Genomic DNA, 19,318 nt, shown 5'->3' with positions numbered 1-19,318 from the left:
GAGCAACCGAAAACACGTTGCGACCACGGTGGAGGTGGGTCCCGGTTAAGTTGCCCGTGACACGCCGAAACAGCCGAAGTGGGTCCCGCTTAGATTGCCCTGGTGGGTCCGACTAACGCTGCCATAGTCACAAAAACTCACATCATCGCCAAACACCACGCCGATAGCAGTAATCGAGGCTAGAGCGTTGCCGTGCAGGCGCCAACCGAGCCGCGTGAGCTCATTCTTAGTCTTGAGGTAGACGAACACAATGTTCTTCTGCTCGCTCGGATGCGACTGCGCCATTTCTGCCCACACCCGGGTCGAACGCCGCCGACGAAGAAGACCCAGTACTGATGCGATCGCCAAGATAGGGAGGAGCACCGGCAGTCCAATGTAGATCCACATGGAGAAGTCGTCGCGGGTGCGGATGACGGCGGGTACGACTGTGACAACTCCGAGGAGCAGAGTTGGTATCACTGTCTTCCATCGAACGGACTTCTTCACTTGTGGTGGGAGTCTCCCTCAAGACGATGCCGGTCCGGGACTCAAGCTGCGGCCTCCCTCAAGACGATGCCGGTCCGGGACTCAAGCTGCGGCAATTCCGGGTGGATCCCGTCATACGTCGTGTACCTGGCTTTGACTTCGCGGGCGGCTTTGATTGACGCCGCAACAATGAAGAACACACTCAGAGCGAAGAACAACGGGATTAACCCGAATAACACGTAAAGCCACAGGGGAATCGTGTCCATGGATGCGCCGGACACATAGTAAATAGCAAAAGGAACCGGCATGAAAAGCGCTAGCCAGCGCACGCGAGACCTCAGAATGCGCGACCAGTCGGCGGCAGAGAGCCCCGGCAGCATCTCAATGTGGTCTTCGGTCATAACTCTCACCCAATCCTCTGTACGTATTCGATTGCGTTCGTTATCAATGACGTTTCCCGGGCCGCTATTTTCGACGGGACTACCGCTGCCGCGCGGGTTCAACTCCGCTGAGTGAATCCGACAGGCTCTGGAGTATCTGTCGCGTAAGTCTTTAAAGCTAATCGGTGGGTGGAAGCAAAGTTGTCGTAGGTGCTGGCCGGAGGACGACGCCGGTCCGTGACTCCAACTGCGGCAACTTCGGGTACATTCCGCCCGTGGTGGTGTACTCGGCTTTGGACTCGCGCGCGGCTTTGATGGCCACCGCAAAATAGATGAACATCGCTAATGACAAGAGCAACATTGTCAACCCGAACAACGCGTACAACCAGCCGGGAACCGTCGCCGCAGTTGCGCCTGCCAGAAGGTAAGCCGGAACCAGAAGCGCTCTCAGGAGCATCGAGCAGAGCGCAAGGGGAGTGAGGTTTCGGCCCCATTCTTCGGCGGATCGCCCCGGCAACATCTCATATGGTTTTCGGTCATAACTCTCACCCAATTCTCTATACGTATTCACCTGCGCTCGATATCAATGACGTTTCATGGGCCGGTGTTTTCAATGAGACTACCGCCGCCGGGCGGGTTCAACCCCGATCCTTCGAGCTCTCGCCAGCGGGCCCCAGCAGCGTTGTAGAGTCCCGGGAATCCAACGTTCAGAGTCTTCTCTGCGAGTGAATCCAACAAGCTCTGGAACATGTATCGCGCTGAATCATTGAAACTAAGCGGTGGGTGGAGGCGAAGTTGTCGTGGGCGCTGGCCTGATGACAACGCCGGTCCGTGACTCGAGCTGCGGCAAATTTGGGTACTGGCCGCCCGTCGTGGTGTACCCGGCCTTCGCCTCGCGCATGGCTTTGAAAGCTGCCGCTAAAAAGACGAACATCCCCGCAAAGAACAGCAGCAACATCACAACGAACAACGCGTACAGCCAAATGGGTGCCGTTGCCGCAGTTGCCCCTGACAGAACGTACGCAGGGACGAAAATCACTGCCAGGAGCATGGACGAGAGCACAAAAGGACCAATGCCACGGCTCCATTCCTCGGCCGATCGCCCCGGCAAGATGACGATGTGATTTTCGGTCACCTGATACCTCGATTGCTTATAGTACGTGCCTGTATCGACCGTGAGGGAAGTCGCGTCGGCTATTTTTCTCCACGGTATCAGCGCCGATCCCACATATTTGAGAATGCCTCCCGAGGCCCCAGCTCGCGCGTGCTGGCTACCGAGAGCGCAATGGCAACCCCCGCAATTATGGGTGCGGCTGCGCCCGCAGTAAAGACTATTACTGCGACGAAGAGGATTGCACCGGCCCATCCTAAGACCACGCCAGCTTTGTCCTACCCGTTATTTTGAGGGACGGTTCGCCTTTCGGCGGACCTTTTTATACAAACTTATACGATCGAGTAAACGATTCTTTTACTCGTCGAGATATTATTTTAGTTGTGGACCTTGCGATAAACCCTTTCAAGCCCGGCGCCGGGCGAGTGCCACCGGTCTTGGCTGGCCGTTCTGATCTACTTAGTGAATTCCGGAACCGGCTCTACCAGGCTCGGGAATCGGGGGAGGGGGAACGGCCGTGGATCCTCTCTGGGCTCCGGGGAGTGGGTAAGACTGTGTTGCTCAATCAACTCGGACGCGATGCGGCCGAACTCAAGCTGATCTTTGTCAAGGTGGAGGCCTCGAGTAGTAAGCCTTTGGCCGTCGCTTTGGTCAAGGAGCTTCACCTCGCATTTCGCAGGGTCCTGTCAAGCTCTGACCGGGCCAAAGCACTCTGGTCCAAAGCTGCCGGCGCGCTGCGGTCATTCCAAATTCGTGTGGACCCATCAGGGACCTACTCCTTCACCGTCGACGTCATGCCTGAGCGCGGTGTGGCCGATAGCGGAGATCTCGCCGTCGATCTCCAGGAACTCTTGGAAGCCCTGGGCCGTGCTGCGCGTGAGGCGAACACGGTCATTGTGCTGGCCGTTGATGAGCTCCAAGAAGCGTCATCCGAGGATCTCGCTGCCCTCAACGTTGCGTTGCATAATCTCGGTCAGGACGTGTTCCCTGTTCCGGTCGTGTTCGTCGGAGCGGGGTTGCCGTCCTTGCCCGCCGTGCTGGCCGACGCGACCAGTTACGCAGAGCGCCTGTACGACTATCGACAGATTGGGTTGCTCGACACCATTGCAACATCTGACGCCCTCACTGCTCCTGCGCATGTCAACGGGGTCGTGTGGGAGGCCGACGCCCTAGATGCGGCTGTGACAGCGACCGGGGGATACCCCTATTTCATTCAAGCGTGTGGAAGTCATGTCTGGGCTGTGCGGGCCACAGACACCATCACGCTTCAAGACGCTGAGATTGGCATCGAATCTGCGCGGACTGAAGTAGAACAAGGTCTCTATCAATCAAGATGGGAGCGGGCCACACCAACCCAGCGGGCCTTTATGTCCGCGATGGCCCTCGACGAGGACAGCCCCTCATCTATGGCCGAACTCGTGACCCGGCTGCGGAAGAAGCGCACCACGGATCTCTCCGTCAACCGCCGAGACCTGATCCGGACCGGTCACATCTACACGCCCGAACGCGGTTTCGTTGCTTTCACTGTGCCGGGCATGGCCGACTTCATCACCAGACAAGGCGAGTAGTTATCTAGACAGCCGAACCGAGGGCAACATCTACCCGTGCGCACGAAACGACCGCGCCGCCGCGATGGCTTTCGGGCCAATTGCGTCTAACGGCTCCGTGCGCAACAGCGCAGCGGGTGATTGGTCACCCGGTTCCGGGTTCATCCCTTGGAACCAACTAGCGACAGTTGCATCCGCTTCGCGTTCCTGCAACATCGCCATGACATAAAACGACGTACGCAACCGCAGTACAACGCCGCTCGACGGTGTCCGCGTTCCGTTCGCTCACTCGCGAACGGCACGCGTCTCACGAACGCCTCCCAAAAATGCCACAAGCTTTGCGCCTAGTGCCGCCCGCAGCCCTCCGACGATTTCAGCCGTTGACAGCCGAAGAGAATCTTCGTAGCCTCGAAGCCCTGGACGAGACGTTTTCGTGCTCATACATTTATCCCACACCATCTACACGAAAAAACCAAGTAAATCATTACCTAAAAACACAAAAACATCACACCTAAAATCCCACCTAATATGACCGATAATAATGATTATGTCAACAAGAGTAGGTATTATTGCAACAGATGCACGACTAGGCGCTCCTCGCCCTGCGGCATCGTGTGACTATCCAGTGGCGGTGGAAACTGCCTTTCGGTCAGCATTTCCCCGTGGCGGCTGACGTGATCCAGTTGGCGCGCATGATGCTGAGGCGATGTGTTCCTCGTGGGTTGAAGTCACATTGTGCTCAGTGTTTGCGCTGATCATGCAACTAGTGCAAGAATCAAGCATCTGATGCACTCGTTGGGAGACGTTTTGGCGATCGATTCAATTGGTAGAGCATCGCGAAATGCTGCGGTTCCGCTGCTTCATCCTGAAGACCAGGTCGTGCAGGAAATGTTCGATGGGTGGCGTAACCAGCAGCTCAGCCGAAATTTGAGTTTCCAGACGATCCAACAGCGAGAGCGCCTTGTGCGGCGATTCCTCGAGGCCACCAACGAACACCCGTGGAACTGGACATCGAGTCATGTCGACGAGTTTTTCGGAGACCAGCGTTCCGTTCACCAGAACACCCAGTCAACGCTGCGCAGTTACCAAAATGCCCTCAGGCTTTTCTGCGCCTACCTCACCGACCCTGGCTACGAATGGACGCGAATCTGCCTTGAACTGTTCGGCACTCACCCACCCAGGTGTGTTTTGAGTGGAACACCGCCACCCATGTCCAAGAATCAGAACGAGGGCCCGGCAAGCGAGCTTTCACAAAGGCAGAGGTGCAAGCATTGTTCGATCGGGCAGACGATGAGGCAGACCGGATCGCCCGGCATCACCGCAAAGGGTGGCTCCCGAGCTTCCGAGACAGCACCATTTTCAAGATTGCATATTCCTACGGCCTGCGCCGAAACGAGGTGCGTCACCTCGAGACGTTTGACTTCTCCCGCAACCCGCAGGCGCCCGAATTTGGCAACTTCGGTGTCCTCAACGTTCGGTTCGGCAAAGCGATGAAAGGCTCTGCTCATAAGCAGCGCAGCGTCCTCACCGTCTTCGAATGGACGGAAGACATCATCCAAGAATGGAACGAACGCGGACGGTCGTTGATGACCGACGGACAAGACATGTTTCCCAATGAGCGCCAAGGCATCGTCTCGGAGGCTGCCCTCGGAGCCCGCTTTCGGCGGTACCGTGATGACTTGGGGCTCTCCCCCGGACTGGACTTTCATTCGCTGCGCCGTTCGTACGTCACCCACCTCATCGAAGATGGCTGGGACGCTCTTTTCGTTCAACGCCAAGTCGGACACGAATACGCGTCCACTACGGGGCTCTACACATCCGTTTCAAGCGACTACCGCACTAAAACTCTCCGTCGAGTCCTGGACAACACAATCAATGAAGCCCTCGGAAGAAAGCAGAAGCCCCCAGATGAAACGCAGCGTTGATTACGACTGGAAACTTGCCGAGCTCATGGCCCGCAACGCCATGCACAACACCACTGACCTCGCTTCGCACCTCCGGGACCGCGACATCACCCTGTCCGCGTCGCAAATTTATCGACTCGTGACGCAGCGTCCAGAACGCATTTCCCTGCCGATTCTGTCGGCGCTTTGCGACATCTTCAGCTGCACACCTGCCGAGCTCATCGCCGTTCGCGCCGAAGACGAGAAGCCAGTCCCCCGAGTGGTCAACGAGGGAGTCATCGATCTCAACTCTCAAGTTCGTCCGCGACGGGCCCGAGTAGTTCCCGATGACCGCTGAGTCCACAGCCCGCAAACGTGGTCGACCCCGGACCGCAGGCTCGCTTCAGTGCGACAGGTGCTGTGAGTCGCAGCGTTATTTGGCCGTGTTTTATCGACGCTTTATGGCTCGGTCATTGGTTCAGCAAAGCGGTTAGACGCCAAGGTGGTCCCGCTTAGATTGCCCTGGACACCCCGGAACCGTCGAGGTGGGTCCCGCTTAGGATGCCCTGTTGGGTCTGACTTGGGTTGACGTAACCATGCCTGGCTCGGTGGAGCCGTGACCCATGAGCTGGGATGGTTCTCGATTCTCAGACAGCTTGTGTTCACGCCGCGGCCGATAGACGACACGGGCATGGAACACGAATCTGGCGAGGAAGGCGAGTACCAGGGTCGCTCCTTGCGCGAGAAGGCTCGGAACGTGCAGCAGATCGACGATCAACCAGAGGAGGGGCAGTCGCGCGGCGGCCTCGGCGGCGTTGAACCCGATCGAGAAGGCGAATCGACGCCTGAACGATTTGCCCTCAGCCCGTAGGTCCGCGAACACTAATTTCTCCTGCAGGGCGAAGTTTCCGAGGATGGTCAGGATTGCCGCGATCGATGCGGCCTGGAGGTATTCCATTCCCCCTCCGATGAATGCGGCCATCAACCCGATGTTGGCCATGGCACCGACTGCGCCGATGGTGGCGAACCGGCTGAGGCGCCCGAAGCGGAGAGCTGCGAGCTGCACGAGGAACTGCCACCCTTGGTGCAGGGACGCCTTTGATGTTCCTCCTGTTCTTGCACCGAAAGAGAATGACTCCTCTACGACGGTGAGTCGATTTCGGGCCAGGATCTCAAGGAGAATTTTGAACCCGCGTGGCTTTAAGGCGTCGAGGTCGACCGCCTCACGGCGGAAGAGGAAGAATCCCGTCATCGGATCGCTGCAGTCCCGAAGTCGCCTTGGGAACATCGATCTTGTGAGTGCCGTCGCGATCGAGGATGATGCGTGCCTGACGAACCCGTTCAGGCCGTCTGCGCTTCCTCCTCGCCTGTACCTTGACGCGACCACAACGTCGGCAGCCGAACTCCGTGCGGTAGCGAGGAGACTAGGAATCATCTCGGGTGGATGTTGGAGGTCCCCATCCATCACGATGCACCAAGTACCGCGGCTTGCGCGGAGACCGAGGGTGACCGCGCCACTCAGTCCATTGATCGCCAGGGCACGGTGGATGACCCTGATCGGGAGGCGCATGACAAAAGCGAGATCGTGGATGACCGCCTCGGTGTCATCCGTGGAATCGTCGACGAACAGAACCTCAGTGTCGTCGACGTCGACGTCGACGACGGCTTCGATTCTGCGGAGCAGTTCGGCGATATTGGCCCGCTCGTTGAATGTCGGGATCACGATGGTGAGCATCACGGCTTGACCTCGGTAGGAATCGGCGCGGCGGAGACGCGGATGAATTTACGGATCGATGTCTGGCTAATTGTCGCGGTCGGTTCAGCGACGAATCCGTGGTGCTGCAGCAGGCGATCGTCTGCGCCGGCCTGGTCGGCGACGCTGCCGACCCGATTGATGACCCAGACAGTCTGCAGGGCGGCTAGATCCTGCTCGGATTCGGCTAACGTCCGTGTGAGGTCCCAGAGTTGCGGGCGAGCAGTGAAGGGCTTCTCGAGCTCGATGTCAACGAGCCCCGCGAAGCCATCCGGGTAGAGCCGAAGGGCCAGCCGTGGGCGCTGCGAAGGCCTGGTGCTCGCGTCGAAAACGACACCGTCTCCAGGCTCCGCTCCTGCAGCAACGTATGACGACACATCGCGCCAGTCGCTTCCTTTCGCCCACGGGGTGCGCTGCGCCACGAGCGTAGGAGCAGCGAGGAGTGCGACGACCGTAAGCCCGACCAGCGCTCGGCCGCGCACCCTGATGAAGGTCGATCCGACGACGATGAGGATCGCCGCGGCGGGGGCACTGAACGATAAATATCGAAGTGAGTAGGTCGGCATGACGGTGGCCGAGGCGAGCAGTAGCAGCAGGGTTGGCACGGCGAGCCAGAGAGCTGCGAGGATGACCAGATGCTGTTCGGCAGTGTCCCGTCGGCCCGCTCGACGTGTCCGCCAGGTGAACGCTCCGATCACGGCGACGAGGATTAGAGTCCAGGCGACAATCGCAAGCGTGACGTTGCCGAACCACTGATCCACGAGCACGCTCCCGGCACTGACGGCCGGTCGTTTTGAAAGGAATTCGATCTGACCACGCTGGTTGTACCCGGCAAAGAGGATCGGCGCGGTAAGTGTGAGGATTACCGCGGCTGACGTGGCGAAACTCCGCAGTCCGCGCCTCGCCCACAGGACGTACATGCCATGCACGAGCACGATGAGCAGGAGGTAGAGGAACATGTATGTTCCGACCACCATGAGGGTTATGTATCCGATCCAAAGTCGACGCTTGGACGCCGGCTGATCTAGCGCCAAGACGAGAAGCACGGTGCCCCACACGGCGAAGGCGGTCACCATGGCGGACGAGCGAGCCTCTCCGCCACTGAATTGAATGCGCGGCAGCACAGCGCACACCAGCGCAGCAATGATCGCGGTTGGCCCCGACACGAACATCCGCGACAACGCGTAGACCCCTGCCACAGCCACCCCGACGGCAATCGCGCTCGGGAGTCTCACCACGAGCTCCGACGATCCGAAAACGGACACCCACCCGTGCAGAAACAGGTAGTAGAGACCGTGCACCGCGTCGATGTTGTCGAGTAGAGGCAACAGGCTCGCCAGTGGGCGCTGCGCTGACATCACACTTGCCGCCTCGTCGCCCCAGTATGAGGGGACCCACGAGCCGGCGAAGGACACCGCGAATCCGATGAAACCCACAGCGACCATGGCACGGCGACGGGTCGTGACCGGCCCGGCACCCGGCAGCCCCGACGAGGCCGTGGATGGAACCATGAGTGTCGTCATTCGTCCAGGATTCCTGTCTGCTTCGAGAATCAGGGTCGATCTGAGGTTCAGAACCCTGAGAGTGCGTTCATGCAGCAAGCGGCGGGCCCGGTATCTCACGCCCCAATTCTTGGAACCCGGATCCACTGCTCAGCCTCAGCTGCTCACCATGAGTACGGATCGCTTCAGTTACGCGTAGGGGTGTTGACGGTGCGGTTGCGGTGGACGCGCCGGACGACAAGCCAGATCACGACGGCCGCGATCGCTGCGTACACGGCGTAGTTGAGGAAGGACGAGTACTGATCGATGAGCTCGTACTGGGTGCCGAGCGCTGCTCCGAGGCTGATCAATAAGCCGTTCCAGATACCACTGCCAGCGATGGTGAAGGCGCTGAACACTGCGAGGTTCATCCTGTCCGCACCGGCGGGAAGGGAGATCAGGCTGCGGACGCCGGGAATGAGGCGGCCGAAGAAGACGGCGGACTTCCCGTGGCGCGAGAACCAGCCGGCGGCTTTCTCGAAGTCGGCGCGGTCAACGAGCGGAAGCTTCGCAAGCCAGCGGATGGAGCGCTCCATCCCAAGGGCCGCGCCGAGGAGGTAAAGCACGAGCCCGCCGACATACGCACCGAGGGTGCTCGTGATGATGACAAGAACGATGTTCATGTCGCCCTGTTGGGAGAGGAACCCCGCCAGTGGCAGGATTACTTCGCTCGGGATGGGAGGGAACACGGTCTCGAGCAGGGTGAACAACCCGACGCCCCACTCCCCAATGCTGTTCATCAGCGTGGCAGCGAAGCCGACGATGCCGCCGAGGTCTCCGGGGTTGGTGGCCATAGGGATCAGTGGCGCGATCATGGGGCTACCTCCGGGGTGACGGGGCGCCTCTCGCGGTGAGGCGCGAGAGGCAAGCCTCCTTGTGTTGCTATGTGTCGAACCTGTGAGCCTTTGAGCGGACTCTCATGCATCGGCACTCCTTCCTCTCTGACGGCGGTCTTAACGTGGCGGGGGCAGTCCTCGTGCTGGGTAAAGCGAGCGAAACAGCTGCGGCCGGTATCGAGGTCGACGAGTCGGACGCCGACGTCCGATGTCCCCCGGACATTCTCGAGGCTGAGCACCTGCGGTGGCCTTTGCATCTCTTGGTTGATGTCTCACAGACCTGCGTGTCCCGAGGCGCAACGACCGAGTTCGACGACGGGAGCACAGGTGGCTCCCGTCATCGATCTTTTCTTCTGGGGGTGGTGGGTTAGCCGTCGTTCGTCTCGGTATCTCCGGCTTCCTGGGCGAGGACGGTTCCGTTGCCGGCGTCGACCTGCACATCGACCGTGGTGCCGTCCGCGACGGTGACCTCGACGTCGTACACGACGTACCCGTTCTCGCTCTCGAGCTGGGCGGCTCCCGCCTTTCCGGGAACGGCCGCCAGCGCAGCGGCGATCGCTTCGTCGGCGGTCGTCGTGGCCAGCGGCTGAAGGGCTTTGGACTCGTCCGCTTCGCCCGTGGTCGAATCCGCCCCTTCCTGCTCAGTACCTTCTGCGTCCGTGCCTTCGGCGGCGTCCTTCGGGGCCGTGACACTACCGGTGAAGGTGGGGTCCTGCTCCTCGGCCGGTGAGGCGGCTCCGGGAGCCGCCGCGCCGTTGGTCGCGGCAACCGCGACTCCGGTTCCACCGAGTGCGAGGCCAGTCACGATGACTCCGGTGGCCACTGCCCGCTTGATTGTCATTCTCATGTTGATTGCTCCTTCTCAGTCTCGCGGGTAGCCGAACCGGCAGTCGCGCTCTGTTCTTCATCGACGGGCCGAGAGATTTCTGGGCCGTGTAATGAGGCTACGAATCGCGTGATGAGACGAGCGTGAGAGAGCGACAACCTGGGATGTCACCTCGAAGTGGTCGGAAGTCTCAGGGTCACGGTGGTGCCGGCGCCGTAGTGGGAGTCGAGGACGGCTGATCCACCGTGTGCGGTCAGGATCTGCTGGACAAGGGCGAGCCCGAGTCCGTGCCCCGAGGTGGATCTGACATCATCCGCCCTCCAGAACCGCTCGAACGCGTGGGACACCTGCTCAGGCGTCATGCCGATTCCCTGATCGTGAACTTCAATGGTCACCGTCGTGCCGGTCCGGCTGGTGGTCACATTGATGACATCCGACTTGCTGCTGAATTTGATTGCGTTGTCGACGACGTTGCCGATCGCGCGGGAGATCAGCTCCTCAGACCCCCAGATTCGCAACCCCTGTCCCGCATTTGCTGTGACGAGCGGACCTGTGTTGTGACCGTTGTTGGCCGTCGCGACAACGTGCGCGACGGCGGCATCAATGTCGACAGAGGAGAAGGTTGCTGCGAGATCCTCCCTAGTGGTGCGAGACAGCCGGAGCAAGTCGTCGGTGAGCCGAGTCAGCCCGGTTGCGGCCTCAAGCGATGTGGTGATGGCTGCTTGATACTCAACGGGTGAACGTGACCGCGTCAACGCCAGCTCGAGTTCCGCCTGGATCACACTGAGGGGTGTGCGCATCTCGTGTGACGCGCCGTCGACGAACTGCTGTTGTCGCTCGAAACTCGCCTTGATCGGTTTAAGAGCGGCACGCGCCATCAGCCAACTTGAGAGCGGGATAACCACGAGAAGCCCGGCGTAGAAGATGATCAGTGCGGAGCGCAGCAGCTTGAACCCCTGCTCGGCCCCGACCGCCGCTCCTTCGCCATCCGACTCGGCGGCATCGAAATCGAAGGTTCCGGTGACGAAGGAATAGATCCCGATCGCGAAGACTGCGAACAGGCCCAGCTGGATCACCGTGTAGGCGACCGTGAGCCGGATCGTGGCCTGACGGAAGATCATTCGTCGGCTGCGATCAGGTAGCCGGCTCCGCGTCGGGTCTGGATGACATCCGCTTCCCCTGGCAGGCTCAGTTTCTGCCTGAGGTAGCGGATGTAGGTCTGGACGACGTTGCTGAAACCTTCGTAGTTGGTGTCCCAGGCGTGGTCGATGAGCTCGGAGGCGCTGATGATCGTGCCGGCATTCCGCATCAGATACTCCAGTACCGCGAATTCCTTTGGTGTGAGGTCGATGGATCGGCCGGCGCGGAGGGCAGTCTGGGTTGACGGGATCAGCGTTACGCCCTGAGCGACGAGGGTTGGCGGTTGCGCGCGGGGGGATCGTCGAAGCAGTGCCCGTACGCGCGCCAGCAGTTCGACCAGGTGGAATGGTTTGACCAGGTAGTCGTCCGCGCCGGCGTCGAGGCCCTGAACTTTGGACCTCATCGAATCCAGTGCGGTGAGCATCAGCACGGGTGTGTCGCTGTTCATTTCGCGGATGCGCCGGCATACCTCCATGCCGCCGCCCGGGAGCCCTGGAAGCATCAGGTCGAGGAGGACGAGATCGTACGTGTCGATCTCGAATGCCTCCACGCCGGCTGGCGCTGTCAGGGCCACGTTGACGGCATAACCGTTCTCACCGAGGGTGCGCCGGATGACGTCAGCGATTCTGACGTCATCCTCGACTACGAGGATTCTCATCAGGTGTGGCCCGCGTGCTCAGCCCGCGAGCATCGCTCAGTCTGCTTGCTCACCGGTTCCGGCCCCTTTGCTCGCCGTGCCCGAAGCGATCTGCACTCCGTCGGCACTGGCTTCGATGGTGAAGTCGACCTGGTTGGCCGAGCTGCGGTAGAGGCTGAATGTGTTCTCCGGAAAGTGACCGGAAGCAGTCTCATTGTCGAAGTAGACGATGGTCTCCCCGTTCGCGGGAATGGTGATCCCGGTGAGGGTCGAGTAGTACCCCTCGCTCTGCTTGGTGGTCGTGTCGGTCATCTCATAGTAGATCTCGACATTCGTGAGAGGCGCCGCTGTCGCATTTGCGAGAGTGATCTGCAACCGGTCGTTGATGGCCTTCTTGGTCGAGGGGTCGACGTTGTCTTCGACCGCGGCCGAAACGATGGACAGACCAGGAGTCGTGCTTGTATTCGAGATCGGGTTGCCGGCGACGGGGAGCACCGATCCAGCGCCGGAGGTTGCTCCCGAGGACGCGCCGGCCGACGGGGCCGGTGCGCTCGAGCCCGCGGCCTGGCAGCCGGTGAGGACCGCCGCGATGAGCACGACTCCAGCCGTGGCGAGGGTGACGGACGAGCGGTTCATGATTGCTTCCTTTGCAGAGTGCGGCGTGTGGTGGCGGCGAGGGCGAAGATCACGGAGGCGAACGTCGCCGCCGTGAGGGTGATGGCGGATGGCAGCATTGCGGCCCACACCACCTGAATCGGTTGCTGGTTGTACTGATCCTTGATACCGAGGAAGGCGAAGGACAGGCGTTCGAAGTGCTTGGTGACCGACGACACCTCGAGCCCATTGCGGATCCCGTCGAAGCCGGCGAACTGCGCGAGCACGGCGAGCTCGTCCGGTTTCTTGATCTGCAGAGCGGCGAAGAGACCGCCAGGCACCTGGTTGTCAGGGTGCATGGTGTCGCCGATCTGCGGAATGACCAGGACAAAAGCCAGCCAGATCACTAGAGCGACGATCAGTCCGGTGCTGAGCCGCGCGGTGAGCGCGGTGAGGCCGATGGCCAGCGCGGTCCAGAACACCAGGTAGAACCAGACGAAACCCGCTTCGATCGCCAGCCTTGAAAGGTCTGTGCCGGTCACCGCTCCGCCGCCGATGGTGACGACCGCGAGGGTCGATACCGCCGTGATCAGCAGCACGACAATCAGCCAGACGAGGGCGAGCCCGACGATCTTGCCGCCTGCGAAGGCGAACCGGCTCACGGGGCGGCTGAGGAACAGTTGCAGCGTGCCGCGGTGCTTTTCCTTCGCGATGGTGCCGTATCCGAGGACGATGGCGAACAGGGCGCCGAGGATCTCGAGGTACTCGATACCTCCTCGGAGCAGTTGCAAAGGGAACAGCTGCGGAGCGGCAGGAGCCACCCCTGACCCGCTCGCCGCGACATCCGCCACGTACAGGTTGTACGCGTCAAGCTGGCTGCGGAAGGCAACCGCTCCCACAGCGACCGAGATGAGTGTCACCGCAGTGAGGAAGGAGACCAGTACTGCGAAGAGGCGATCCCGGCGAAGGTCCAGCAGTTCTTTCTGGGCGACCGTGATTAGGTCAATTATCGAGCGCGCTCCTCAGTCTGCGTCGTGGCGTGAGCACGACGACGGTGGCGGCGACTATGAAGAAGGCGATCAGTATGACGACGCTGAGGAGCGGGTCACCCGTGACGTTGTTGTCCTGCAGCAGGATGCTCGCTGCACGCTTGAACTGCTCGGTGACTGACAGTGGCCCGGTGATCGCGGACACCAGGTCGAAGTAACCACCGGTGGGGAGGGGAATCGGAACGGGGTTGAGCAGAGCGACTGGCCGCGCCGCGGTTCCGAGTTGCGGCAGCACGAACGCCAACGCGCTCCACAGCACGAAGGGGACCAGCAGTGCAGTGGTCTCCCGCTTGCTGTAGATGCCCGCGACCATTCCAGTGACCGCGAACACCATGAGGAGCAGCCAGGCGCAGGCGGCGAATCCGATCAGCCGGATGGTCGCATCCGGCCCGAGGAGGGCACCGGTGATGATGCTGATTGCGGCCCAGCTGATGAAGGTGCTGATCGCTAGAACGGTGAGGATCACGATCCCAAGTCCAGCGAGTTGGCCGCTGAGCCTGGCGGTTGTTCTGACCGGGCGACTGAGTATCAGGCTGGTCGTGGCCGACTTCCGATCACGCAGGGTCGCCTGCACCCCCAGCACGATCGCCATGAGGGCCCCGATGAGCACGACGTAGATGACCGAATTTCGGGCGTAGTAGAGCGCAGGGATCGAGGTGAAGGGATTCGGTGCCGTGGTGAGTTCGTCGGCGAGGATCCTGTCATACACCTTGGTGACCGTGGTGGTAGTGACCCATCCGATGATCGAGGAGACAGAGACCATGCCGAGGAACACGGCTAGCAGCAGGTGAGCGATCCGCGCCCGCCGCACGCTGAGCATCTCTTGACGAGCGCTGGTGACGAAGACACTCATGGCGCCGACACTGGGTCGAGTTGGAAGTAGATCTCCTCCAGTGACTGCTCGGCGGGGAACGCGGCCATCGTCCTGGCCAGGGTGTCGTGGTGCACGAGGCGTCCGTGGTTGAGGATGCCGATGCTGGTGCAGGTTTTGGTGACCTCGGAAAGTAGGTGAGTGTTCATGAACACGGTCATCCCGTACTCGCGATTGAGTCGTACAATCGTCTCCCGCAAGGTTCTGACCCCTTCTGGATCGAGGCCGGAGGTGGGTTCGTCGAGGAACAGCACTGCCGGTTCATGCAACATGGCCTGAGCGATCCCGACCCGTTGGCGCATCCCCTTGCTGAAGGTGCCGACTCGCTGATTATCGTGCCCGGTGAACTCGAGGAACCGCAGCACATCCGCGATGCGCGCATCCGGCCGCCGCAATCCAGAGAGTCGGCCGAAGAACCGGAGATTCTCAATCAGCGTGAGGCTGTCGTAGAACTGCACGTTCTCCGGCAGATATCCGATCGATCGACGCACCCGCGCGGCCTCGTCCACCACGTTCCGCCCATCGATCTCGGCGCGTCCGGCAGTCGGCGTCAGAAGCGTGGTCAACAAGTTGACGGTCGTCGTCTTTCCCGCCCCGTTATGCCCCAGGAGCCCGAACACCTCCCCACGGTCGATCTCGATCGAGAGTTCGCTGAGCGCGGCATTGTTACTGTATGAGCGAGAAAGATCCCAGGTACGGATGGCTGGACTGGTCATGACGGTGACGCTATTCCGGCCCGGGTGAGACCACGATGAGAGAGACGATTTCCACGGATACCGCTCGGTCAGGGACTCTCTCGGCGGCGCAAGTCGACCTCGTCGAGGTCGAGGTCGACGTCGAGGTCGCCGGTGTCGGTGTCGGTTCCCGAGGAGGGCACCAGAATCGCGACACTCAGACCGATGCCTGGGTCATTGGCAAGCGTGATCGTTCCGTGCGCATTCTTGACGATCGCGGCGACGATCGCGAGACCGAGGCCCGTTCCACTGCCGCGAGCACGGGAATCGTCGGAGCGACTGAACCGGTCGAGCGCATGTGCTTCGAATTCTCGGGGAAGCCCTCCACCGGTGTCGGAGACGGTCAGCAGTAGACGTTGAGGATCGACGTCGAGTTGGACGGTCACGGTGCCGACGGTTTGAACGGCGGCGAGGGAATTCGAGAGGAGGTTGTCGAGGAGCCGTCCGAAGTCTTCCGCGGTCATCGGAAAGTTCGGCTGATCGGCTTCGTTGGAGAGCTGTCCGTGATAGTGGACATCGACCTCGTCTCGCATCGCGCGGTATCGGGCGCGGCCCGCTGCAGCGTCGGCTTCCCTCTCTAACTCGATGGCCGTCGCGTTCGCCCGACTGCCCGCAGCTTCGATCGACGATAACTCGAGCAGGGACCCCAGCAAGGCTGACAAGCGGGCGGCGCTTTTCTCGGCGCCACGAATGTCGTCGACCAGTTGAGTGATCGATGATGATTCGATTCTTGCGAGTTCGAGTTGGGTGCGGAGAATCGCGAGCGGAGTGCGTAGTTCGTGGCTGGTATCGGAGACGAGTTGCCGCTCACGCGACGCCGATTCCCTGAGCCGGGTGACCAGGTCATTGAGGGTGCGGGCGAGACGCGCGATCTCGTCGTCGCTGCGGCCCACTGGCAGCAGCTCGGTGCTGAAGCTGTCGGTGAGGGTCTCCGCTTTCGCTCGCAGGCGCCTGACCGGCCCGAGGGAGACCGAAGTGAGCAACCAGGCCGATACGGCCACTCCCGCAGCGATCAGAGCAAGCCCACCGATGAGGAGCAACCTCATCTGACCAAGGACTGTCGTCTCCGGCCCAGCACCCCGAGCTGAGACGACGTGCCACGTCTCGCCCGAGACATCCACCGGGATGGCTCGCACCAGATACTGCGCCGGACCCGCGCTCACGATGCGCGTGTCGGAGGTGCGGACGATATCCGCAAGCATGCCGGTGAGAGAGGCCGGAAGCGTGTTGAGATCCACCTTTCCGTTCGCATCGACCACGGCCACCAACTGCGACAGGCCGGGGGAGTCGAAGCTCTCGCCTGGCTCGGTTTGCAGGGCGACTACATAGGGCGCGGCGTCGCTCACGAGAACGGCGACGGTGCCGGCGCGCACGATTCGTTCGATCTGTGTATTGATCACGATCCCGGCCGCGATCGAAATCAGGATCGCGATGATCAGACTGCCCCCCGCGATTCGGCTGCGGATCCCGACCCGGTCGAGTATCACGGATCCATCGCCGTGAGGCCGAACCCGATACCGCGTACGGTCATAATTCTAACTCCGGCCTCCCGGTGGTCGAGCTTGCGGCGCAGGTAACTGACGTACTGGTCGACGATATTCGGGTCGATGTGGGTGCTCGACTCCCACACCTGCTCGATGATCGTCGCACGAGTGACCGTCGCGCCGCCGCTGAGAGCGAGCACCCGGAGCACGTCGAACTCCGTCCTGCTAAGCGGCAATTCCCCGGCAGCCGTGTGAGCCCGATGACGGGCCAGATCGATGGTGAGTGCGCCGATGTCGATCTCCGCCGGCAGGTTCAACGCATCCCGGCGGCGAACGGCGCGGATGCGGGCCGACAGCTCAGCGAAGGCGAAGGGTTTCGTCAGGTAGTCATCCGCTCCGGAATCCAGGCCCCGGACCCGGTCGTCGACCGCGTCTCTGGCGGTGAGCAGGATGACGGCCGTCGTGCTGTCCAGCGCCTTCAGCCGGCGGGTGAGCTCGAAGCCCGACATGCCCGGCATCATCACGTCGACCACCGCGAGGTCGAAGCCCGCCGCCCTAGCTGCGCTGATGGCCACGATGCCGTCATGTGCCTCAACGACATCGTGGCCCTCAGCGGTCAGACCGCGATTGATTAGTCCCGCCATCTCGAATTCGTCGTCGACCACCAGGATCCGCATCCGCTCCACCTCTCCACTCATCAGATCGGAGCCGGACTCGTTGCCTCCAGCGCCGCATCGTCACCTCGAATGGTAGGTGACGGGGCGGGTGGATCAGGCGATTGCCGTCGCCGAGGTTTCGGAAGCGAGGGCGCGCCGCTGGCGGGAGAGGGTCATCGTGAGGTGCACGACGAGGCCGACGATGACGATCAGGAACACCGCGCTGGTGGCCGCGGTGCCCCATCCGAGGCCGCCGTCCGCGACCGGCTGTGATGTGAGGTCGCCCAGTGAGGCGCCGAGCGGCCGGGTGAGCACGTACGCGATCCAGAAGCAGACCACCGCGTTGGCTTGGAAGACGAAGAACGCAATCGTGACCACACCGATGACCGCCGCGAACAAGATCGCAGATACCAAGAATCCGAGCCCGAGCCCTTCCGCCAGCAGATCTCCTGCCGCGGTTCCGAGCGCGAAGGTGAACAGGATCGCCAGCCAGTAGAACGCTTCACGTCGGCGGGACACGATCGAGTGGATCGAGAGGGTGCGCTCCCGCAGGAACCAGATGACGAAGGTCACTGTGAGGAGGGAGGCGAACACCGTCGTCGATATCCACAGCGGCACTCCGGCAACGTCGGTGAGATTGTCCGTGATTAGGGTGCCGACGACGCTGATCAGCACCACGGCGATCCAGTACGCCGTCGGCGAGTAGCGCTTCGTTCTGAACTGCACCCCCAATGCAATCAAGAGCAGGATCCCGAAGACGATAGAAGTGACGGTCAGGCCGAAATTTAGGGCCACATTGAAAAAGTCAGCAGCCGTCTCACCGACGGTGGTGGAGAAAACCTTGATGATCCAGAAAGCGAGCGTCACCTGCGGGACCTTGCTGAACAGCAGGTCGCTGACCCTGGTCGATCGGACGGTTGATTCAGTGAGGGATGTCATGGAACAAACTTCGAGCCAGGCGATGTGACATCACTGGAAAAAACAGCCGCCGTTTCTGAAAGTGCATACAAGAACACCGGCGACTTCGCGCCCCACGAGTGGAACGACCACGGCGAGGATCGCCCCGTATCCGTGTGGGCGCGCGGAATGGCCCACTTCGTACCTCGCTCGCAGTAACCGTAAACGACCGTCCACGAGACAGATGCGGCAGTCAATTCAAGAATCAGCGTGTCGTGTTCCACGGCCCGTGTCCGAGATCTATGTACTGTCAGGAACGTCAGAGGTACAGTTCTGTTATGGCATCTGTCGGCTACGCCCGAGTCTCAACCCGAGAGCAGAATCTCGACGCGCAAACCGACGCTCTCGAGGCGGCTGCCTGCGAGAAGGTGTTCGTCGAGCATGCCTCCGGAGTCCTCGCCAAACGGCCGGCCCTGGATGATGCCCTCGACTACCTCCGCGACGGCGACACCCTCGTCGTGACGAAACTCGACCGGCTCGGCCGATCCGTCCGAAACCTGAAAGAGGTGGCCGATGGGCTCGAGCGACGCGGCGTCGGCCTGAAAGCACTCTCCCAAGGGATCGACACGACCACCCCGGGTGGGCGGCTGTTCTTCCACATGCTCGCCGCGATCGCGGAGTTCGAGCACGACCTCATCGTCGAACGGACTAAAGATGGCCTGGCCGCCGCACGCGCCCGTGGCCGAAAGGGAGGGGGTCGTTCGAAGATGACGGCGACGAAGGCGCGGCAGGCACGGACGATGTACGACGAGAAGACGTATACGGTGCAGCAGATCGCCGAAACCTTCGGGGTCTCCCGCGGGACCATTTACCGTCACCTTGGCGAAGACGTCAGCCCTGCATAGGTCGTGACC

General features: G+C 61.3%; 22 protein-coding genes. 4 read left to right on the top strand and 18 right to left on the bottom strand.

Features of this window, described 5'->3' with window-relative positions; all coding sequences use genetic code 11:
- Window positions 1-45 precede the first annotated feature (45 nt).
- From H4V99_RS16255 to H4V99_RS16240, 4 genes are all read right to left on the bottom strand, one after another.
- Window positions 46-486 (bottom strand): hypothetical protein, encoded by a 441-nt coding sequence (locus H4V99_RS16255; protein WP_280680304.1) that lies wholly within the window; start codon window positions 484-486, stop codon window positions 46-48.
- Window positions 487-527: 41 nt separating this feature from the next.
- Window positions 528-866 carry a hypothetical protein gene (locus H4V99_RS16250; protein WP_280680303.1) on the bottom strand — a complete coding sequence of 113 codons (339 nt, stop codon included), beginning with the start codon at window positions 864-866 and terminating at the stop codon, window positions 528-530.
- A gap of 157 nt (window positions 867-1,023) precedes the next feature.
- Window positions 1,024-1,185 carry a hypothetical protein gene (locus tag H4V99_RS16245; RefSeq protein ID WP_280680302.1) on the bottom strand — a complete coding sequence of 54 codons (162 nt, stop codon included), beginning with the start codon at window positions 1,183-1,185 and terminating at the stop codon, window positions 1,024-1,026.
- Between the two features lie 432 nt (window positions 1,186-1,617).
- Window positions 1,618-1,980 carry a hypothetical protein gene (locus H4V99_RS16240; protein ID WP_280680301.1) on the bottom strand — a complete coding sequence of 121 codons (363 nt, stop codon included), beginning with the start codon at window positions 1,978-1,980 and terminating at the stop codon, window positions 1,618-1,620.
- Window positions 1,981-2,339: 359 nt separating this feature from the next.
- On the opposite strand from H4V99_RS16240, the gene H4V99_RS16235 reads away from it, so the two are divergent.
- Window positions 2,340-3,524 (top strand): ATP-binding protein, encoded by a 1,185-nt coding sequence (locus tag H4V99_RS16235; protein ID WP_348522383.1) that lies wholly within the window; start codon window positions 2,340-2,342, stop codon window positions 3,522-3,524.
- 798 nt (window positions 3,525-4,322) lie between these two features.
- On the opposite strand, the gene H4V99_RS16230 is transcribed toward H4V99_RS16235, so the two are convergent.
- Window positions 4,323-4,559, bottom strand: coding sequence for a hypothetical protein (locus H4V99_RS16230; RefSeq protein WP_280680377.1), 237 nt, complete (start codon window positions 4,557-4,559; stop codon window positions 4,323-4,325).
- A 215-nt stretch (window positions 4,560-4,774) separates the two neighbouring features.
- Here H4V99_RS16230 and H4V99_RS16225 point away from each other — a divergent pair, with 215 nt between their 5' ends.
- Entirely contained in the window at window positions 4,775-5,428 is a 654-nt protein-coding gene (locus H4V99_RS16225; protein ID WP_348522382.1) for a site-specific integrase, read from the top strand.
- The gene (locus tag H4V99_RS16220) at window positions 5,412-5,744 is read left to right on the top strand and encodes a helix-turn-helix transcriptional regulator (protein WP_280680300.1); all 333 of its coding nucleotides are present in this window, start codon (window positions 5,412-5,414) and stop codon (window positions 5,742-5,744) included. Before H4V99_RS16225 ends, H4V99_RS16220 begins: the two co-directional genes overlap by 17 nt.
- Window positions 5,745-5,942: 198 nt before the next feature.
- On the opposite strand, the gene H4V99_RS16215 is transcribed toward H4V99_RS16220, so the two are convergent.
- The 13 genes from H4V99_RS16215 to H4V99_RS16155 all read right to left on the bottom strand — a co-directional run bounded on the left by H4V99_RS16215 (window position 5,943) and on the right by H4V99_RS16155 (window position 18,446).
- The gene (locus H4V99_RS16215) at window positions 5,943-7,121 is read right to left on the bottom strand and encodes a glycosyltransferase (RefSeq protein WP_280680367.1); all 1,179 of its coding nucleotides are present in this window, start codon (window positions 7,119-7,121) and stop codon (window positions 5,943-5,945) included.
- On the bottom strand, window positions 7,121-8,662 hold the full coding sequence (locus tag H4V99_RS16210) for a glycosyltransferase family 39 protein (RefSeq protein ID WP_280680299.1): 1,542 nt from the start codon (window positions 8,660-8,662) through the stop codon (window positions 7,121-7,123). The genes H4V99_RS16215 and H4V99_RS16210 overlap by 1 nt, the downstream gene beginning before the upstream one ends.
- Before the next feature lie 164 nt (window positions 8,663-8,826).
- Entirely contained in the window at window positions 8,827-9,495 is a 669-nt protein-coding gene (locus H4V99_RS16205) for a DedA family protein (protein ID WP_280680298.1), read from the bottom strand.
- Between the two features lie 388 nt (window positions 9,496-9,883).
- Entirely contained in the window at window positions 9,884-10,363 is a 480-nt protein-coding gene (locus tag H4V99_RS16200) for a PepSY domain-containing protein (RefSeq protein WP_280680297.1), read from the bottom strand.
- A 146-nt stretch (window positions 10,364-10,509) separates the two neighbouring features.
- Entirely contained in the window at window positions 10,510-11,463 is a 954-nt protein-coding gene (locus H4V99_RS16195; protein ID WP_280680296.1) for a HAMP domain-containing sensor histidine kinase, read from the bottom strand.
- Window positions 11,460-12,140, bottom strand: coding sequence for a response regulator transcription factor (locus tag H4V99_RS16190; RefSeq protein WP_280680295.1), 681 nt, complete (start codon window positions 12,138-12,140; stop codon window positions 11,460-11,462). The genes H4V99_RS16195 and H4V99_RS16190 overlap by 4 nt, the downstream gene beginning before the upstream one ends.
- 36 nt (window positions 12,141-12,176) lie before the next feature.
- Window positions 12,177-12,755 carry a hypothetical protein gene (locus H4V99_RS16185; protein WP_280680294.1) on the bottom strand — a complete coding sequence of 193 codons (579 nt, stop codon included), beginning with the start codon at window positions 12,753-12,755 and terminating at the stop codon, window positions 12,177-12,179.
- Window positions 12,752-13,711: an ABC transporter permease subunit gene (locus H4V99_RS16180; RefSeq protein WP_280680365.1), complete on the bottom strand. Its 960-nt coding sequence runs from the start codon at window positions 13,709-13,711 to the stop codon at window positions 12,752-12,754. The genes H4V99_RS16185 and H4V99_RS16180 overlap by 4 nt, the downstream gene beginning before the upstream one ends.
- Window positions 13,712-13,715: 4 nt before the next feature.
- Complete coding sequence (locus H4V99_RS16175; RefSeq protein WP_280680293.1) at window positions 13,716-14,615, bottom strand: ABC transporter permease subunit; 900 nt, start codon at window positions 14,613-14,615, stop codon at window positions 13,716-13,718.
- Window positions 14,612-15,349, bottom strand: coding sequence for an ABC transporter ATP-binding protein (locus H4V99_RS16170; protein ID WP_280680292.1), 738 nt, complete (start codon window positions 15,347-15,349; stop codon window positions 14,612-14,614). Before H4V99_RS16170 ends, H4V99_RS16175 begins: the two co-directional genes overlap by 4 nt.
- Window positions 15,350-15,417: 68 nt before the next feature.
- A complete protein-coding gene (locus H4V99_RS16165) occupies window positions 15,418-16,854 on the bottom strand; it encodes a HAMP domain-containing sensor histidine kinase (RefSeq protein ID WP_280680291.1) in 1,437 nt (478 codons plus the stop codon).
- A complete protein-coding gene (locus H4V99_RS16160; RefSeq protein ID WP_280680290.1) occupies window positions 16,851-17,528 on the bottom strand; it encodes a response regulator transcription factor in 678 nt (225 codons plus the stop codon). The genes H4V99_RS16165 and H4V99_RS16160 overlap by 4 nt, the downstream gene beginning before the upstream one ends.
- A gap of 93 nt (window positions 17,529-17,621) precedes the next feature.
- Entirely contained in the window at window positions 17,622-18,446 is an 825-nt protein-coding gene (locus tag H4V99_RS16155) for a hypothetical protein (RefSeq protein ID WP_280680289.1), read from the bottom strand.
- 296 nt (window positions 18,447-18,742) lie between these two features.
- Between H4V99_RS16155 and H4V99_RS16150 the strand changes: the two genes are divergently transcribed.
- The gene (locus H4V99_RS16150) at window positions 18,743-19,309 is read left to right on the top strand and encodes a recombinase family protein (protein ID WP_092111921.1); all 567 of its coding nucleotides are present in this window, start codon (window positions 18,743-18,745) and stop codon (window positions 19,307-19,309) included.
- The last annotated feature ends 9 nt before the right edge of the window (window positions 19,310-19,318 follow it).

The organism is Cryobacterium sp. CG_9.6 (assembly GCF_029893365.1).
Taxonomy (GTDB): Bacteria; Actinomycetota; Actinomycetes; order Actinomycetales; family Microbacteriaceae; genus Cryobacterium.
The sequence above is the reverse complement of the archived record's forward strand: the minus strand, read 5'-3'. Positions and strand labels throughout refer to the sequence as shown.

Bases quoted from the DNA above. Each gene is read 5' to 3' on its own strand.
- H4V99_RS16250 (WP_280680303.1), bottom strand. From the start codon at position 866: ATGACCGAAGACCACATTGAGATGCTGCCGGGGCTCTCTGCCGCCGAC.
- H4V99_RS16245 (WP_280680302.1), bottom strand. From the start codon at position 1,185: ATGTTCATCTATTTTGCGGTGGCCATCAAAGCCGCGCGCGAGTCCAAA.
- H4V99_RS16220 (WP_280680300.1), top strand. From the start codon at position 5,412: ATGAAACGCAGCGTTGATTACGACTGGAAACTTGCCGAGCTCATGGCC.
- H4V99_RS16215 (WP_280680367.1), bottom strand. From the start codon at position 7,121: ATGCTCACCATCGTGATCCCGACATTCAACGAGCGGGCCAATATCGCC.
- H4V99_RS16210 (WP_280680299.1), bottom strand. From the start codon at position 8,662: ATGACGACACTCATGGTTCCATCCACGGCCTCGTCGGGGCTGCCGGGT.
- H4V99_RS16205 (WP_280680298.1), bottom strand. From the start codon at position 9,495: ATGATCGCGCCACTGATCCCTATGGCCACCAACCCCGGAGACCTCGGC.
- H4V99_RS16200 (WP_280680297.1), bottom strand. From the start codon at position 10,363: ATGAGAATGACAATCAAGCGGGCAGTGGCCACCGGAGTCATCGTGACT.
- H4V99_RS16195 (WP_280680296.1), bottom strand. From the start codon at position 11,463: ATGATCTTCCGTCAGGCCACGATCCGGCTCACGGTCGCCTACACGGTG.
- H4V99_RS16190 (WP_280680295.1), bottom strand. From the start codon at position 12,140: ATGAGAATCCTCGTAGTCGAGGATGACGTCAGAATCGCTGACGTCATC.
- H4V99_RS16185 (WP_280680294.1), bottom strand. From the start codon at position 12,755: ATGAACCGCTCGTCCGTCACCCTCGCCACGGCTGGAGTCGTGCTCATC.
- H4V99_RS16175 (WP_280680293.1), bottom strand. From the start codon at position 14,615: ATGAGTGTCTTCGTCACCAGCGCTCGTCAAGAGATGCTCAGCGTGCGG.
- H4V99_RS16170 (WP_280680292.1), bottom strand. From the start codon at position 15,349: ATGACCAGTCCAGCCATCCGTACCTGGGATCTTTCTCGCTCATACAGT.
- H4V99_RS16160 (WP_280680290.1), bottom strand. From the start codon at position 17,528: ATGCGGATCCTGGTGGTCGACGACGAATTCGAGATGGCGGGACTAATC.
- H4V99_RS16155 (WP_280680289.1), bottom strand. From the start codon at position 18,446: ATGACATCCCTCACTGAATCAACCGTCCGATCGACCAGGGTCAGCGAC.
- H4V99_RS16150 (WP_092111921.1), top strand. From the start codon at position 18,743: ATGGCATCTGTCGGCTACGCCCGAGTCTCAACCCGAGAGCAGAATCTC.